Origin of the sequence: Burkholderia sp. Bp9140 (assembly GCF_003853425.1) — a bacterium.
Classification (GTDB): domain Bacteria; phylum Pseudomonadota; class Gammaproteobacteria; order Burkholderiales; family Burkholderiaceae; genus Burkholderia.
Genome location: NZ_QTPQ01000051.1, coordinates 44,324 through 59,751 on the forward strand (window position 1 = coordinate 44,324; position 15,428 = coordinate 59,751).

The following is a 15,428-nucleotide window of genomic DNA, read 5'->3' on the forward strand; positions in this document are numbered from 1 at the left end:
TCCGATGGCTACGGCACCGGGAAGTCATGCGTTATCCGAGCGCCTTTCTTTTGGTTACTTTTCTTTGGCAAGACAAAGAAAAGTAACCGCCGCCCCGCGCAGGGGCGACGCTAATAGACCGACACGATCACAGGTGCTTCACGTCAAACGCAGGCGCCCCGCAACAAACCACTTAATCCTTCCCGCGCTCCACAAGCGCGCCCCCGCGAGGCTCGCTGCCACCGCCCGTCTGCTTCTCGAGCCACGCCCGTCGATCTTCCCGAGGTGTGACCCCAAACCTTTCGCGGTACGCATTGGAAAAATGCGCAGCAGAAGAGAACCCACAAGCGAGACTGACCTGAACGACTGACTTGCTGGTCCGCTGCAACTGCGTCCTTGCCTTGAGCAATCTGAGATTGAGGTAATACTTGGAGGGCATCGCCCCGAGATACTGCCGAAAGAGCCGCTCCAGTTGCCGGCGTGAAACGCCAACGAGCCCGGCGATCTCATCGGTCGTCAAAGGATCCTCGATATTGGCTTCCATCAAAAGCAAAGCATCATTCAACCGAGGATGCCGCTCACCGGGCGCGGTAACAAAAGGAATCCGTTGGCGCTCCTCACCACTCCGCAGCGTCCCGGCCCCGAGCGCATCGGCGATCCGCTCCGCAAGATCCGCCCCATGTTCGCGGCCGATCATGGCCAGCATGAAGTCAACGGTGGCTTGCCCACCCGCACAGGTCGCCCGATCGCGATCGATCTCGAAGATCTGCTGCGTGACGATCGACCGCTCGAACTGCTCGGCGAACTGCTGATACGTCTCCCAGTTCACGCTCACGCGATATCCGGAAAGCTGCCCGGCCATCGCGAGCCACCACACGCCGTGGTGAATACCCGTGACGACCGGCGTGCGCTGCCCGACCCGCGCGAGACTCGCGAGAAACAGCCGATAATCGGCAAACTGCTGAAACCGCTCCGACACGACGATCAGCCAGTCGCACGCGATCGCATCGTTGAACGCCGCATCGGCATGCCACTGCGCACCGCCCACGAGCGGCACCGGCCGCCCGTCCCACGAACACACCTGCCAGCGATACAGCAAGCGCCCGTCGATCTCGTTCGCGAGATGCAACGCATCGACGATCGGACCCACGCCCGACATCGACACGGGCGGCAATGCAACGATCACCACCTGCGTCGTGCGGGTGGCGCCTGCGGGACGAGACACCGGTACCACGTATGAAACCCGCCCTTCGCGTTACTTGAGGCTGCCCGACAGGAACTGCTTCAGACGCTCGCTCTGCGGGCGCACCAGCACCTCCTTCGGATCGCCCTCTTCCTCGGTCCGCCCCTGATGCAGGAACATCACGTGGTTCGACACGTTGCGCGCGAAACCCATCTCGTGCGTGACGACGATCATCGTGCGGCCTTCCTCGGCCAGCTTCTGCATCACCTTCAGCACTTCGCCGACGAGTTCCGGGTCGAGCGCCGACGTCGGCTCGTCGAACAGCATCACGTCCGGATGCATCGCCAGCGCGCGCGCGATCGCGACACGCTGCTGCTGACCGCCCGACAGGTGCGACGGATATTGCTTCTCCACGCGCGGCGCGAGGCCGACCTTCTCCAGGTACTCGCGCGCACGCTCCTCGGCTTCCTTCTTCGGAATGCCGAGCACGTGCACCGGCGCTTCCATCACGTTCTCGAGCACGTTCATGTGCGCCCACAGATTGAAGTGCTGGAACACCATCGCAAGCTTCGTGCGGATGCGCTGCAACTGCTTGTGATCGGCGACCTCGAGCGCGCCGGCGCGGTCGGTCTTCGTGCGCACGGCCTCGCCGTCGACGACGATCTGCCCCGCATTCGGCCGCTCGAGAAAATTGATGCAGCGCAGGAACGTGCTCTTGCCCGAACCGCTGGCGCCGATGATGCTGATGACGTCGCCGGCCTTCGCGTTCAGCGACACGCCCTTGAGCACCTCGTTATCGCCATAGCGCTTGTGAATATCGACCGCGGCAAGCTTGACGGAAGCGGACGCGCTCGTTTGAGTGATCTCGGCCAACTGGCTCTCCTCGAAGTGAAATCAATGACGGCCGGCCGCGAGATACGCGAGCCAGTGGCGCTCCGCCCGGCGAAACGCCGCGACGAGTGCGAACGATACCGCAAGATAGATCAGTGCGGCGATCCCGAACGACTGGAACGCCATGTAGGTCGCGGAATTGGCATCGCGCGCGACCTTCAGGATGTCGGGCACGGTCGCCGTGAACGCCACGGTGGTCGCGTGCAGCATCAGGATCACCTCGTTGCTGTACAGCGGCAGCGCACGGCGCAGCGCCGACGGCAGGATCACGCGGCGGTACATCGTGAACGGCGACATCCCGTACGCACGCGCCGCCTCGACCTCGCCGTGCGGGATCGCGCGAATCGCGCCCGCGAAGATCTCGGTCGTGTACGCGCAGGTGTTCAGTGCGAACGCGAGGATCGCGCAGTTGAAGCCGCTGCGGAAGAACGCGTCGAGCAGCGAGTGCGAACGCACGAACTCGAGGCTGTACATGCCCGTGTACATCAGCAGCAGCTGCACGTAGAGCGGCGTGCCGCGGAACACGTACGTGTAGAACCGCACCGGCATCGACAGCCACTTCTTCTTCGACACGCGCGCGACCGCGAGCGGCACCGCGCACACGAAGCCGAGCGAAATCGACGCGACGAGCAGCCACAGCGTCACCGCAAGGCCGGAGAGGCGCTGGCCGTCCCAGTAAAGGAACGCCTGGCCGAATTCCTGGAGGATCTCGATCATAGTTCTGCGTGCCGCACGCCCATGGAATAACGCTTCTCGAGCTGGATCAGCACGAGGTTGGAAACGGTCGTGATCGCGAGGTAGATCAGCGCCGCAACGAGGATGAAGAAGAACATGTTGAACGTGCTCTTGCCGGCGTCCTGCGCGGCCTTCACGACGTCCGCGAGGCCGATGATCGACACCAGCGCGGTCGCCTTCACGAGCACCTGCCAGTTGTTGCCGATGCCCGGCAGCGCGAAGCGCATCATCTGCGGAAACATGATCCGCACGAACACGCGCATCCCGCTCATCCCGTACGCCGCGCCGGCCTCGAGCTGGCCGCGCGGCACCGACAGGAACGCGCCGCGGAACGTCTCGGTGAAGTACGCGCCATAGATGAAGCCGAGCGTCAGCACGCCGGCGACGAACGGATCGATGTCGATCTGGTCCCAGCCGACGAGGTCGGTGAACTGGTTCAACCAGATCTGGATGCTGTAGAACAACAGCAGCATCAGGACGAGATCGGGCACCGAGCGGATCAGCGTCGTATAACCGGTCGCGATCGCTCGCAGCACCCGGTTGTGCGACAGCTTCGCCACCGCGCCGATCAGCCCCAGCGCCACCGCAGCGGCGAGCGACAGCACCGACAGCTCGATGGTCTGCACGGTGCCGGCCCAGAGGACGGGACCAAAGCCGTAAAGGAACACGCGCGTCTCCAGTGTTGATATGAACACCGGCGCACATATCTGTTCCGCGCCGGGCTGACGCGGATAGTCGCAAGCGAAATTGATTGCCTCAAATCACCTCGCATGCGATTGCTGCGTTGCAGCAATTCATCCCATCATTTGCCGGCAACGCGTAGCCTGCTGTTTCAAAAGGAAAAAAGCCGCTTCCTGACAGTCGGATAACACACCGGGAAGCGGGCTTTTTGCAATTTTCCGGTCGCTTTTTCGATATAGCGCCGCACGCGGGTTCACCGCCCCTTCAGGATGTCGGAGCGCGAAGTCGTATAGACAAGCCCGTCCGGGCCGAAATGGACGTTGAAGAACGCGTCGGTGTTGACGCCGTCCTCGAGCCAGCGCCAGCTCCATACCGTCTCGGGCTTCAGCGGGTACTGCGCGATGTCGCCCGGCTTGCCGAGCAGGCGCCGCACCTCGTCCTCGTTCATCCCGGGGCGCACCTTCGCGAAGTTCTCGGCGGTCAGCACCTGCGTCGCGCCCATGTAGTGCCCGCTCGCGTCGAGGTCGACGAACCAGGTCTGGTTGCCCATCGGGCCGCGCGGATATTCGAGGCGCTTCGAGCCGTCGGTAAAGGTGCGCTCGGTCTCGGGCTTGCCCATCGTGCCGCGCACGTCGGCCTCGGTCGATACGCCGGCCTTCAGCCCCTTGAGCAGCAGCGGCGCCGGCTTGATCGCGTTGAAAAAATCCCTGATGCGTTGCACGTCGAGATTGCCTTGCTTGTCGTCGCAGCCGGTCAGCGCCAGCGCGGCGGCCAGCATCGTCACGGGAAGCAGCCGGAAACGGAAAATCATCGGAAGAAATACGCGTCGAGAAAACACGCGGCAAGGATACCCGCGCCACGCCAAAAGCGCGAGACGGGCGTGCGGCCCGTCTCGTGTTCAATGCGTCGTTTCGGTTTGCGTGTCGGCCTCGCGGCGCGCGTGCGGTGCGCGCGGCACGGCCGGCACCGCACGGATGCGGCGGCGCGTGCGCACGAGTTCGGCAAGCTGCCACGAGCCGAGCGCCAGGCAGCCGAACAGCACCTCGCGCCCGCGCTTGACCAGCGCGAGCGACAGCGCCGTCTCGCGATCGACGCCGAACATCTGCGCGAGCAGCACGACGGTCGCCTCCTGCACGCCCAGGCCGCCCGGCACCATGAACGCCGCATGCCGCACGGCCTGCGTCATCGCCTCGATCGCGATCGCGCCGCCGATCGATACCGGATGACCGAGCAGCGCGAGCGCCCAGTAGATTTCGAGCGCGCCGAGCACGTAGCCCGACAATTGCCAGAAGAACGCGCTGAACAGCAGCGCCGTGCGCGACATCAGCGCGTCGATGTCGCCATCGAGCCGGCGGCCGTCGACGCCCTGCAGCAGCCGGTGCGAATCGCCGAGCAGGCGCCCCGCGAACCGCTCGATCGCGTGGAAGATCCCGCCGCGCCGCATCAGCACGACGCCGAGCACCGGCAGCGGCAGCGTCAGCAGCAGCGCAAGGCCGATCGTGCCGCCGCCCATGTCGTGCGTGGTCGCGAGCAGCAGCACGAGGCCGAGCGCCGCGAACGCATACTGGACAACGATCGTCACCAGCACCTCGACGATCACCGACGCGGTCACGCGGCTCGCGTCGGGCACCTGCCAGCGCGCCATCCGGATCCCGACCAGCTCGCCGCCGATCCCGACCACGGGCAGCAGCCGGTTCACGGCTTCGCGCACGGTCGCGATCCACCACAGGAACGAGAGCGACGCGCGCCGGTCGAGCAGCTGGTGCCACGCATATGCGTCGAGCAGCAGCGGCAGCGCGTGGAACGGCACGAGCCACAGCAGCGCGAAGCCGGCGCGCTCGAGCATCCGCGACACGTCGCCGACGCCTTCGTGCAGCCCCAGCGCGAGCAGGATCCCGATGCCGACCGGCCAGCCGAGCCATTTGATCCACTTGGTCATGACGGCTGCGCCCCCGCTTCGCGCGACGCGCGTGTGCCGCGCCGCGCCGCGGACTGGCCGAACACGTCCGCAAACCCGCCGGTCGCGACGCCGGCCGCCTTCAGCGCGGCCGCGACGCGCGGCGACAGCAGCGCGTCCAGTTCGTCGACCGGACGGTAAGCGGCCATCGTCGGCGTGATCGGGCCGTCGCCGGCTTCGGCCGGATGACAGTAGATCTCGCCGACCCCGGGCGGCAGCGCCGCGAGCGCGTCGAGCAGCACGCGCTCGTCCATCGCGCCCGTATGCTCGATCCCGACCACGTAGTCGTTGTGTGCGAGCCCTGCGCGATCGAGCCGGGCGCGCACGAGCGCGATCCACGGCTTGAGCAGCGCGGGCGCGCTCGTTTCGTACGGCAGCCGCACCGCGCGCAGCCCGTAGTCGCGGCCGATCTCGATGATCAGCGACAGCACGGTCGGGTGCAGGTGGAAATGCTTGTGCGCGTTCACGTGATCGAGCGGCAGGCCGCTCGCCGCGAACGCGTCGAACTGCGCACGGATCTCGCGGCGCAGTTGCGCACGCACGTGCGGCAGGAAGAAGAAGCGACAGCCGTCCTTCGCCATCGCGTCGCCGAACCGCCCGTCGCGGCCGACGAGCGCGGGTATCTCATGCGCGGGCAGCGTGGCCGGCCCGTCCGCGAGGACGAGATGCAGGCCGACCGCGAGCGACGGCAGCCGCCGCGCGCGTTCGATCGCATCCTGCGCCGCGGGCGCACCGACCATCAGGCTCGCGGCGTTCAGCACGCCGTCGCGATGCGCGCGCTCGACCGCCGCGTTGACGCGCGGATGCAGCCCGAAGTCGTCCGCGGTGAAGATCAGCGCCCGCGCCGCCCGCTGCGTCGTCACGAATCAGGCCTCGTGCGCGCGCAGGAAGCGGAAGAACTCGACGCCTTCGCGCAGACGGCGCTTCATCATGTCCCAGCTCGTCAGCATCTCGCGGACGATCTCCCAGATCTTCGACGGACGGAAGTAGAACTGGCGATAGAACTGCTCGAGATGGTGATAGATCTCGTCGCGCGACAGGTGCGCATAGCCGATCGCCGCCAGTTGCACGCCTTCCTTGCTCACCAGGTTGATGGTCTTGTTCTCTTCCATCCAGCCGTTCTCGACGGCCTGCTTGTAAAGCGTCGTGCCCGGATACGGCGCGGCGAGCGACACCTGGATCGTGTGCGGGTTGATTTCCTTCGCGTACTCGATCGTCTTCTTGATGGTGTCCTGCGTCTCGCCCGGCAGGCCGAGGATGAAGGTGCCGTGGATCTTGATGCCGAGCTTCTTGCAGTCCGCGCTGAAACGGCGCGCGAAATCGGTGCGCACGCCCTTCTTGATGTTCACGAGGATCTGGTCGTCGCCGGATTCGAAGCCGACCAGCAGCAGGCGCAGGCCGTTTTCCTTCATGACCTTCAGCGTCTTGTACGGCACGTTCGCCTTCGCGTTGCACGACCACGTCATGCCGAGCTTGCCCAGGCCGATGGCGATGGCTTCGGCGCGCGGCAAGTCGTCGGTGAAGGTGTCGTCGTCGAACATCAGTTCCTTCACTTCCGGCATGTTGTCGCGGATCCACTTCGCTTCCGCGAGCACGTTCTCGACCGAGCGCGTGCGGTAGCGATGGCCGCTGACCGTCTGCGGCCACAGGCAGAACGTGCAGCGCGACTTGCAGCCGCGGCCCGTGTAGATCGATACGTACGGATAGTTCAGGTAGCCGATGAAGTAGTTGTCGATCTTCAGGTCGCGCTTGTAGACGGGCGCGACGAACGGCAGTTCATCCATGTTCTCGAGGATCGGACGCGCTTCGTTGTGCTCGATCGAGCCGTCCTTCGCGCGCCAGCTCAAGCCCTTGATCTGTGGGAACGGCTTGCCTTCGGCGATTTCCTTACAGGTGTAGTCGAATTCCTCGCGGCACACGAAGTCGATTGCCTCGCTCGCCGTGAGCGAGTTGTGCGGATCGACCATCACCTTCGCGCCCACCATGCCGACCAGCATCGACGGCTTCATCTTCTTCAGGTCCTGCGCGAACATCGCGTCGGTCGGGAACGACGGCGTGCTCGTGTGGATGATCACGAGGTCGTAGTCGTTGGCGATCTTCAGCGTCTCCTCGACCGACAGGCCGTCGGCCGGCGCGTCGACGACGCGGCTGCCCGGCACGAGCGCGGCCGGCTGCGCGAGCCACGTCGGGTACCAGAAGGAACGGATTTCGCGCTTCGCCTGATAGCGCGAACCGGCTCCGCCGTCGAAGCCGTCATACGAAGGGGCCTGCAAGAACAGCGTTTTCATGAATGCTCCGGTAGCCTGCATAGTTCGATTCGTTTCAACGATTCAGTCAATCAACCGCGGGCCGCCCTGCCGGCGCCCGCCTCTCTGTCATGTCGCGTCGCGCGGCCGGCCGCGCGGCACGTCTCGGCCCGCCGGCCGGATTCGATCGGGAACGGGCGCATGGCCGGCTCCCTCGGGGAACGTACCTCAGCGGCCGTCCCCGCCTTCCACCGCCGCCGTCGCGCGTTCGGCGCCGACGACCGTCATCCTCGCGCCGCGCCACACGACCTGCGTGCCGAACACGGCCGCGAGCCATTCGAGCGCGAGCAGCGTGTCGCGCACCGCGACGAGCGGGAGATCGCGCCAGAACGCGCGCCAGCCGTCCTCGCCGCGCGCGTGCAGCACCAGCCGCCCGAACGCGCCCGCGACGGCCGCTCCCCCCGCCAGCGTGCCGACGAAGGTGCCGTCGAGACGCAGCGCGAGCGCCGCGCCGACCACGAGCCACGGCGCGGTAAACGTGATGAACAGGAACGCGAAGCCGGTCGGGTTCAGCGAACGGATCGTGCGCAGCCAGCGTGTCTCGCGGTGCCACAGCGGCCCGAACGACGGCTCGATCACGTCGGTCGCGACCTCGACCTCGGACAGCACGGTGCGTCGCCCGAGGCGGCGGGGCAACTCGGCCAGCCAGAAGTCGTCGGCCAGCTCGTCCTTCAACGCGAGAAAACCGCCGATCCGCTCGAGCGTGTCGCGCGTCAGCGCCAGCGTCGCGCCGAAGCCGAAGCGGCTCGAGCGGCCGAGGTGCGTGATCCGCACCGACGGCGCGAACCAGGCATCGACGAACTGCGCGCCGATCCGCGTCCAGAACCCGCCGACGCTGCGCGCATGATACAGGCACGTGACGACACCGACCGACGCGTCGGCGAGCGGCGCCGTCACGTGCTCCAGATAGTCCGGCTTTACCGCGATGTCGCTGTCGGCGATCAAGATGCGGCCGTATTTCGCGCGTTCGGCCAGATTGATCAGGTTGCTGACCTTCAGGTTCTTGCCGTGCACGCGCGCGTCGATCACCAGCGTGATGTCGCATTCCGGATAGTCGGCGCGCAGCCGCTCGACGACGGCGACGGCCGGATCGGCCGCGGACGCGACCCCGAACAGCACTTCATGGCGCGGGTGGCGCTGCTCGCAGAACGTCGCGAGGTTCTCGTACAGGTGCGGCTCCGCGCCGCACAGCGGCTTGAGCACGCTGACCGGCTCGAAGCCGTCGCGCGCGGCGGTGCGCGGCGTGCGCGGGCGCGGCGCGAAGGCCGCAACGAGCGCATAGCCGGCCGCGGCCAGCGTGAACACGATCAGAAGCCAGTCAAGCAGCGTGACGGTCGGTGTCATGCGCGACGCCCTCCGGCGACGTGGGCACCCCGCCGATCGATCGAACCGGGTTGAACGTGATTGGGTATTCCGACAGCAACGAACGCGAGCACGACCCGACTCCTTGTTCCAGCAGCGTCTGTAATGGGGAGGCACGGCCCATTCCCCGAAAGCGGCCATGCCCGGCTTCGCGTGGCACATCCTCGCGCGATGCCCGGACGGGATGCGGGAAGATTCGAATGGCTATCATCGGCACAACATGGACAGGCGCCGGATTTTAGCAGCCCGCGCCAGCCCGCGCGCGGCACCTCGCGAAACGGACTGGTGCGATTTCAGCAAAGCTGTGCGGCCGCGGAACCATTCTGGTGCCACTACATTCACGTTAGCGTAAGCACTTTGCAGGCGTATTGCAGTCTTGAAAATCAAACGTTTCGTGGAATTTTGTACGTCGATGCGAAGACATGCCCAATCGCCGTAAAGATTAGTAATTATTTGGCGATTAGAACGATTTTTGCGACGATCACGACACCTCACCTTGCACCCCTGAAAGGCGCATGGGTATCCGTGCGTCGCCAGCGCGTTCCGGAACCCTTTGGCAAAATCGTCAGCCTCTGTTGCGCATGCGCATCACCGCGCTCCTCCCTTTCGAAGGCCACCCGATGATTCCGTTTTCCGTACTCGATCTCGCCCCCATCCCCGACGGTGCCGACGCCGCGCAGGCTTTCCGCAACACCGTCGATCTCGCGCGGCACGCGGAGCGCCTGGGCTACCGGCGCTACTGGCTCGCCGAACATCACAACATGCCCGGTATCGCGAGCGCGGCGACCGCCGTCGTGATCGGTCATGTCGCGGGCGCGACGAACACGATCCGCGTCGGCTCGGGCGGAATCATGCTGCCGAACCATGCGCCGCTCGTGATCGCCGAGCAGTTCGGCACGCTCGCGTCCCTGTATCCGGGGCGCATCGACCTCGGGCTCGGCCGTGCGCCCGGCACCGACCAGACCACGTCGCGCGCGCTGCGCCGCGACCTGATCGGGAGCGCCGACGCGTTTCCGGACGACGTCGCCGAGCTGCAGCGCTATTTTGAGGAACCGGTGCCCGGCCAGCGCGTGCGCGCGGTGCCCGGCGCGGGGCTGGACGTGCCCGTGTGGCTGCTGGGCTCGAGTCTGTTCAGCGCGCAGCTCGCCGCGATGCTCGGGCTGCCGTTCGCGTTTGCGTCGCACTTCGCGCCGGACTACCTGATGCGGGCGCTCGAGCTCTATCGTGCGCAGTACCGGCCGTCGGCCGCGTGGCCCAAGCCGCATGCGATGGTCGGAGTCAACGTGTTCGCGGCCGATACCGACGACGAGGCGCGGCGCCTCTTCACGTCGCTGCAGCAGCAGTTCATCAACCTGCGCCGCGGCACGCCGGGCAAGCTGCCGCCGCCCGTCGACGCGCTCGAGGCGAGCGAGTTCGAACTCGCGAACGTCGCGCACGCGCTGTCATTCGCTGCCGTCGGCTCGCGCGACACGGTGCGCGACAAGCTGCGCGACCGGATCGCGCAGACGGGCGCGGACGAGGTGATCATCACCGCGCAGATCCACGATCACGCCGCGCGGGTGCGCTCGTTCGAACTGGCGGCGCAGATCCGCGACGAACTCGCGAACGAAACCCGCTGACCGGACAGGTGCGCCCGCCGTTGCGTCACTGCGGGTGCGCCGCCTCCAGCCCGTCGAGCAGCGCCTTGTGGAACGCATCCGGGTCCTGGATCTGCGGCGCGTGGCCGAGCGCCGGGAATTCGACGAGCTGCGCGCCGGGAATCGCCGCCTGCGTGCGCTTCGCGAGTTCCGGGTAACGGCCGAGCTTCGCGTGCACGTCGGGCGGCGCCACGTCCTTGCCGATCGCGGTCGTGTCCTTGTCGCCGATCAGCAGCAGCGTCGGCACGCGGATCGCACCGAGTTCGTAGACCACCGGCTGCGTGAGGATCATGTCGTAGATCAGCGCCGAGTTCCACGCGACCGCGTCGCGGCCCGGGCCGCGATACATGCCGGCGAGCATCTGCACCCAGCGCTCGTAGGACGGCGCCCACTTGCCCGCGTAGTAGGTCGCCTGCTCGTAGCGGCGGATGCCGTCCGCCGTCGTCTTCTGCTCGCGCGCATACCAGTAGTCGACCGACAGCGGCGGCAGGCCGAGCGCCTTCCAGTCCTCGAGGCCGATCGGGTTCACCAGCACGAGCTGGTCGGTCGCCTTCGGATACATCAGCGCGTAACGCATCGCGAGCATCCCGCCCGTCGAATGCCCGACGATCGTCGCCGATTTCACGCCGAGCGACTCGAGCAGCACATGCGTGTTGCGCGCGAGCTGCTGGAAGCTATATTGGTAGCGTTCGGGCTTCGACGACTTGCAGAAGCCGATCTGGTCCGGCGCAATCACGCGATAGCCGGCGCGGCTCAGCACGCCGATCGTGTCCTCCCAGGTCGCCGCGCAGAAGTTCTTCCCATGCAGCAGCACGACGGTGCGGCCGTTCGGGTGCGTCGGCTGCACGTCCATGTACATCATCTCGAGGGTTTCGCGCTGCGACACGAACGCGTAGCGGTGCACCGGCTCCGGATAGGCGAAACCTTCCAGGCGGGGGCCGTACGCGGGCCCGTCATTGCCGGCCGGTGCCGGGACGGCGGCCGCGACTGACGTCGCGCATGCGGCGGCGACTCCCGCACCGAGCACGGCGGCGCACGCGAGGGACAACATCTTGCAAATCGAAGGCATGGCGGGCGATCACGGTAATGGGAAATGCACGCGGGCAGCCGGGCGGCTTCGTGCACCGCGATTCTACGCGGTCGGGCTGACGACGGCGCGCAACACTCGATGGCCGTGCGACTTCCGCGCGCGCGACGAACTCGGGTATCGTGTGACGTGACCCTGAAACGCCTGCAGGCGAACATCCATGAAAAACGTCCTCAGCATTCAGTCGCATGTCATCTACGGACATGCCGGCAACAGCGCGGCCGTGTTCCCGATGCAGCGCCTCGGCGTCAACGTCTGGCCGCTCAACACCGTCCAGCTGTCGAATCACATGCAGTATGGCCACTGGGCCGGCAGCGCGATCGACGCCGCCAAGATGGAACAGCTCGTCGACGGCATCGCTGCAATCGGCGCGCTCAAGCGCTGCGACGCGGTGCTGTCCGGCTTCCTCGGCTCGCCGCCGCAAGCGCGCGCGGCCGTCGAGATCGTCCGCTCGGTGAAGGCGATGAACCCGAACGCATGGTACTTCTGCGATCCGGCGATGGGCCAGACGGGCGGCATCCGGCCCGAGCCCGGCGTCGAGGAATTCATCGTCCAGGAAGTGCCGGCGCTCGCCGACGGCATGTCGCCGAACCACACCGAGCTGCAGAAGCTCGCCGGGCGGCGCATCGAGACCGTCGCTGAAGCCGTCGACGCCTGCCGCGCGCTGATCCGCCGCGGCCCGAAGATCGTCCTCGTCAAGCACCTGCACGACCGCAACAGCCCGGCCGACCGCTTCAACATGCTCGCCGTCACCGAAACCGAAGCGTGGATCGGCCAGCGGCCGCTGTACGCGTTTCCGCGCCATCCGGTCGGCGTCGGCGACCTCACCAGCGCCATTTTCGTCGCGCGCCGGCTGCGCGGCGACTCCGTGCGCGCCGCGTTCGAGCACACGCTCGCGGCCGTGCATGCGGTCGTGAAGGCGACCTACGACGCGCGCCGCTACGAGCTCGAACTCGTCGCCGCGCAGGATGAAATCGCGCGCCCGAGCGAATGGTTCGGCGCGTGGGTGACCGACGCCTGACGCGCCCGCATCGCCCCCCTGCATCGCCCCCGCATCGCGCCGCCGCCGTCCCCCCTCGCCGCTCCGGCGTGCCACTCGCGCCGCCGCCGCGCTCCTCCTGCGCAGTCCGATCGTCGGCACAACGCCGTCCGAGTCCTGTCCGGTCCGCACCTGCAAACGTTTCCGGACTTCACATGAATGACACCGATTCCTCGCTATGCTCGCGGCGGCACGACCGGCGCAGCCGCATCCTGCGCCCGGCCGCGCCGACTCTTTCCGCATGTCCCGCCAACCGGCTCCCCCCTTTACCGCACGATAACGACCATGACCCGATCGAACCGTCGTGACTTCCTTCGCGTCGCCGCCGGCACCGCCGGCGCCGCCGCGCTGAACCTGTTCCCGCCCGTGATCCGCGATGCGCTCGCCATTCCCGCGAACCGCCGTACCGGCACGATCCGCGACATCGAACACATCGTGATCCTGATGCAGGAGAATCGCTCGTTCGACCATTACTTCGGCACGATGCGCGGCGTCCGCGGCTTCGGCGACCCGCGCCCGCTGCGCCTCGCGAACGGCAAGTCGGTGTTCCACCAGCCGGTCGGCCCGGCCGAGCTGCTGCCGTTCCACCCGGGCGCGGACAAGCTCGGCCTGCAGTTCCTGCAGGACCTGCCGCACGGCTGGCAGGACATGCACGCCGCGTGGAACAAGGGCCGCTACGACCAGTGGGTGCCGAACAAGGGCACCACGACGATGGCGTACCTGAAGCGCGACGACATCCCGTTCCACTACCAGCTCGCCGATGCGTTCACGATCTGCGACGCCTATCACTGCGCGATCCCGAGCTCGACCGACCCGAACCGCTACTACATGTGGACGGGCTACGTCGGCAACGACGGCACGGGCGGCGGCCCGGTGCTCGGCAACGAGGAACAGGGCTACGGCTGGTCGACCTATCCGGAAGTGCTCGAGCAGGCCGGCGTGTCGTGGAAGATCTACCAGGACGTCGGCACGGGGCTCGACGCGAACGGTTCGTGGGGCTGGACGCAGAACCCGTACATCGGCAACTACGGCGACAACGCGCTGCTCTACTTCAACCAGTACCGCAGCGCGCTGCCCGGCACGCCGCTGTACGACAAGGCGCGCACCGGCACCAACATCAGCGCCGGCGGCACGCTGTTCGACGTGCTGCAGCAGGACGTGAAGAACGGCACGCTGCCGCAGGTGTCGTGGATCTGCGCGCCGGAAGCGTATTCGGAACATCCGAACTGGCCGGCCAACTACGGCGCGTGGTACATCGAGCAGGTGCTGAAGGTGCTCGTGTCGAATCCGGACGTGTGGAGCAAGACCGCACTTTTCATCACCTACGACGAGAACGACGGCTTCTTCGACCACGTGGCGCCGCCGTTCGCGCCGCAGTCGCGCGACAACGGGCTGTCGACGGTCGCGACGACCAACGAGGTGTTCGCCGGCGACGCGTCGCACATGGCCGGCCCGTACGGGCTCGGGCCGCGCGTGCCGATGCTGGTGGTGTCGCCGTGGACCAAGGGCGGCTGGGTCTGCTCGCAGACCTTCGATCACACGTCGCTGCTGCAATTCATCGAAGCGCGTTTCGGCGCGCAGTACCCGGTGACGGCCGCCAACGTGTCGCCGTGGCGCCGTGCGGTGTGCGGCGACCTGACGTCGGCGTTCGAGTTCGCGACGGCCGACGCCGCGTGGCCGTCGCTGCCGGACACGAGCGGCTATGCGCCGCCCGACCGCCTGCGTCATCCCGACTACATCCCGGTGCCGCCGGTCGCGCAGAAACTGCCGAAACAGGAGGACGGGCTGCGTCCGGCGCGCGCGCTGCCGTACGAGCTGTTCGTGCGCGGCCGCGTCGAAGCCGTGAACGGCCTGTTCCGGCTGACCTTCGCGAACACCGGCCGTGCGGGCGCGGCATTCCAGGTGCAGTCGCGCAACCGTGTCGACGGCCCGTGGGCGTACACGGTCGAAGCCGGCAAGCGGATCGCCGATACGTGGAGCGCCGCGGCATCGCTCGGCCTGTACGACCTCGACGTGTACGGCCCGAACGGCTTCTACTGCCATTTCCGCGGCCCGTTCGCGACCGGCATCGGCAGCGCGAGCGTGAACCCGGAGGTGATTTACGGCTACGACGTCGCGAACGGCAACATCACGCTGCGCCTGATGAACCGCGGCCACAAGGCCGTGCGGCTCAAGGTGACGAACGCGTACGGCCACGGCGGCGCGCGCACGTTCGACCTGGCACCGGGCGCGCACGTCGACGACTACTGGGATCTGCGCGGCAGCCACGGCTGGTACGACCTGACCGTCAGCGACGGCCGCCTGCTCGGCTTCCTGCGCCGTTTCGCGGGCCATGTCGAGACCGGCCGCCCGAGCACCAGCGACCCGGCGATCCGCACGAGCGCGTCGCACGACGACGCCGAAGCAGCGTCGGACACGCTGTCCGACTAACGACGGCGAGCGCGGCGCGGGCCCCCCCGGCCCCCCCCCGGGGGGGGGGGGGGGGCCCCCCCCCCCCCCCCCCCCCCCCCGCGGGGCCGGCGGGCCGACGCACACAGCCCCCCCCCGCCCCCCCCCCCACAAAAAGCGAAG

At 67.2% G+C, this 15,428-nt stretch carries 13 protein-coding genes; 3 read left to right on the top strand and 10 right to left on the bottom strand.

The features are described from left to right. Positions 1-172 precede the first annotated feature (172 nt). From DIE21_RS32345 to hpnI, 9 genes are all read right to left on the bottom strand, one after another. Positions 173-1,213, bottom strand: a complete 1,041-nt coding sequence (locus DIE21_RS32345; protein ID WP_124501492.1) for a GlxA family transcriptional regulator — start codon at positions 1,211-1,213, stop codon at positions 173-175. 21 nt (positions 1,214-1,234) lie between these two features. Further along, complete coding sequence (locus DIE21_RS32350) at positions 1,235-2,035, bottom strand: ABC transporter ATP-binding protein (RefSeq protein WP_124501493.1); 801 nt, start codon at positions 2,033-2,035, stop codon at positions 1,235-1,237. A gap of 21 nt (positions 2,036-2,056) precedes the next feature. Continuing rightward, on the bottom strand, positions 2,057-2,770 hold the full coding sequence (locus DIE21_RS32355; RefSeq protein WP_059447650.1) for an ABC transporter permease: 714 nt from the start codon (positions 2,768-2,770) through the stop codon (positions 2,057-2,059). Then, positions 2,767-3,456: an ABC transporter permease gene (locus DIE21_RS32360; RefSeq protein ID WP_059523652.1), complete on the bottom strand. Its 690-nt coding sequence runs from the start codon at positions 3,454-3,456 to the stop codon at positions 2,767-2,769. Before DIE21_RS32360 ends, DIE21_RS32355 begins: the two co-directional genes overlap by 4 nt. Before the next feature lie 266 nt (positions 3,457-3,722). Then, positions 3,723-4,280: a hypothetical protein gene (locus tag DIE21_RS32365; protein WP_124501494.1), complete on the bottom strand. Its 558-nt coding sequence runs from the start codon at positions 4,278-4,280 to the stop codon at positions 3,723-3,725. 87 nt (positions 4,281-4,367) lie between these two features. After that, complete coding sequence (locus DIE21_RS32370; RefSeq protein ID WP_124501495.1) at positions 4,368-5,408, bottom strand: lysylphosphatidylglycerol synthase domain-containing protein; 1,041 nt, start codon at positions 5,406-5,408, stop codon at positions 4,368-4,370. Beyond that, entirely contained in the window at positions 5,405-6,289 is an 885-nt protein-coding gene (gene hpnK, locus DIE21_RS32375; RefSeq protein ID WP_124501496.1) for a hopanoid biosynthesis-associated protein HpnK, read from the bottom strand. The genes DIE21_RS32370 and hpnK overlap by 4 nt, the downstream gene beginning before the upstream one ends. 3 nt (positions 6,290-6,292) lie before the next feature. Then, a complete protein-coding gene (gene hpnJ, locus DIE21_RS32380; protein ID WP_311767468.1) occupies positions 6,293-7,735 on the bottom strand; it encodes a hopanoid biosynthesis associated radical SAM protein HpnJ in 1,443 nt (480 codons plus the stop codon). 165 nt (positions 7,736-7,900) lie between these two features. After that, positions 7,901-9,076, bottom strand: coding sequence for a bacteriohopanetetrol glucosamine biosynthesis glycosyltransferase HpnI (hpnI, locus tag DIE21_RS32385; RefSeq protein ID WP_124501498.1), 1,176 nt, complete (start codon positions 9,074-9,076; stop codon positions 7,901-7,903). 638 nt (positions 9,077-9,714) lie between these two features. On the opposite strand from hpnI, the gene DIE21_RS32390 reads away from it, so the two are divergent. After that, the gene (locus DIE21_RS32390) at positions 9,715-10,713 is read left to right on the top strand and encodes an LLM class flavin-dependent oxidoreductase (protein ID WP_124501499.1); all 999 of its coding nucleotides are present in this window, start codon (positions 9,715-9,717) and stop codon (positions 10,711-10,713) included. Between the two features lie 25 nt (positions 10,714-10,738). On the opposite strand, the gene DIE21_RS32395 is transcribed toward DIE21_RS32390, so the two are convergent. Continuing rightward, positions 10,739-11,800 (bottom strand): alpha/beta fold hydrolase, encoded by a 1,062-nt coding sequence (locus DIE21_RS32395; protein WP_124501500.1) that lies wholly within the window; start codon positions 11,798-11,800, stop codon positions 10,739-10,741. 178 nt (positions 11,801-11,978) lie between these two features. Here DIE21_RS32395 and pdxY point away from each other — a divergent pair, with 178 nt between their 5' ends. Together pdxY and DIE21_RS32405 are read left to right on the top strand one after the other, a co-directional pair. After that, on the top strand, positions 11,979-12,839 hold the full coding sequence (pdxY, locus tag DIE21_RS32400) for a pyridoxal kinase PdxY (RefSeq protein ID WP_124501501.1): 861 nt from the start codon (positions 11,979-11,981) through the stop codon (positions 12,837-12,839). Positions 12,840-13,142: 303 nt separating this feature from the next. Next, a complete protein-coding gene (locus tag DIE21_RS32405) occupies positions 13,143-15,287 on the top strand; it encodes a phosphocholine-specific phospholipase C (RefSeq protein WP_124501502.1) in 2,145 nt (714 codons plus the stop codon). Positions 15,288-15,428: the final 141 nt, after the last annotated feature.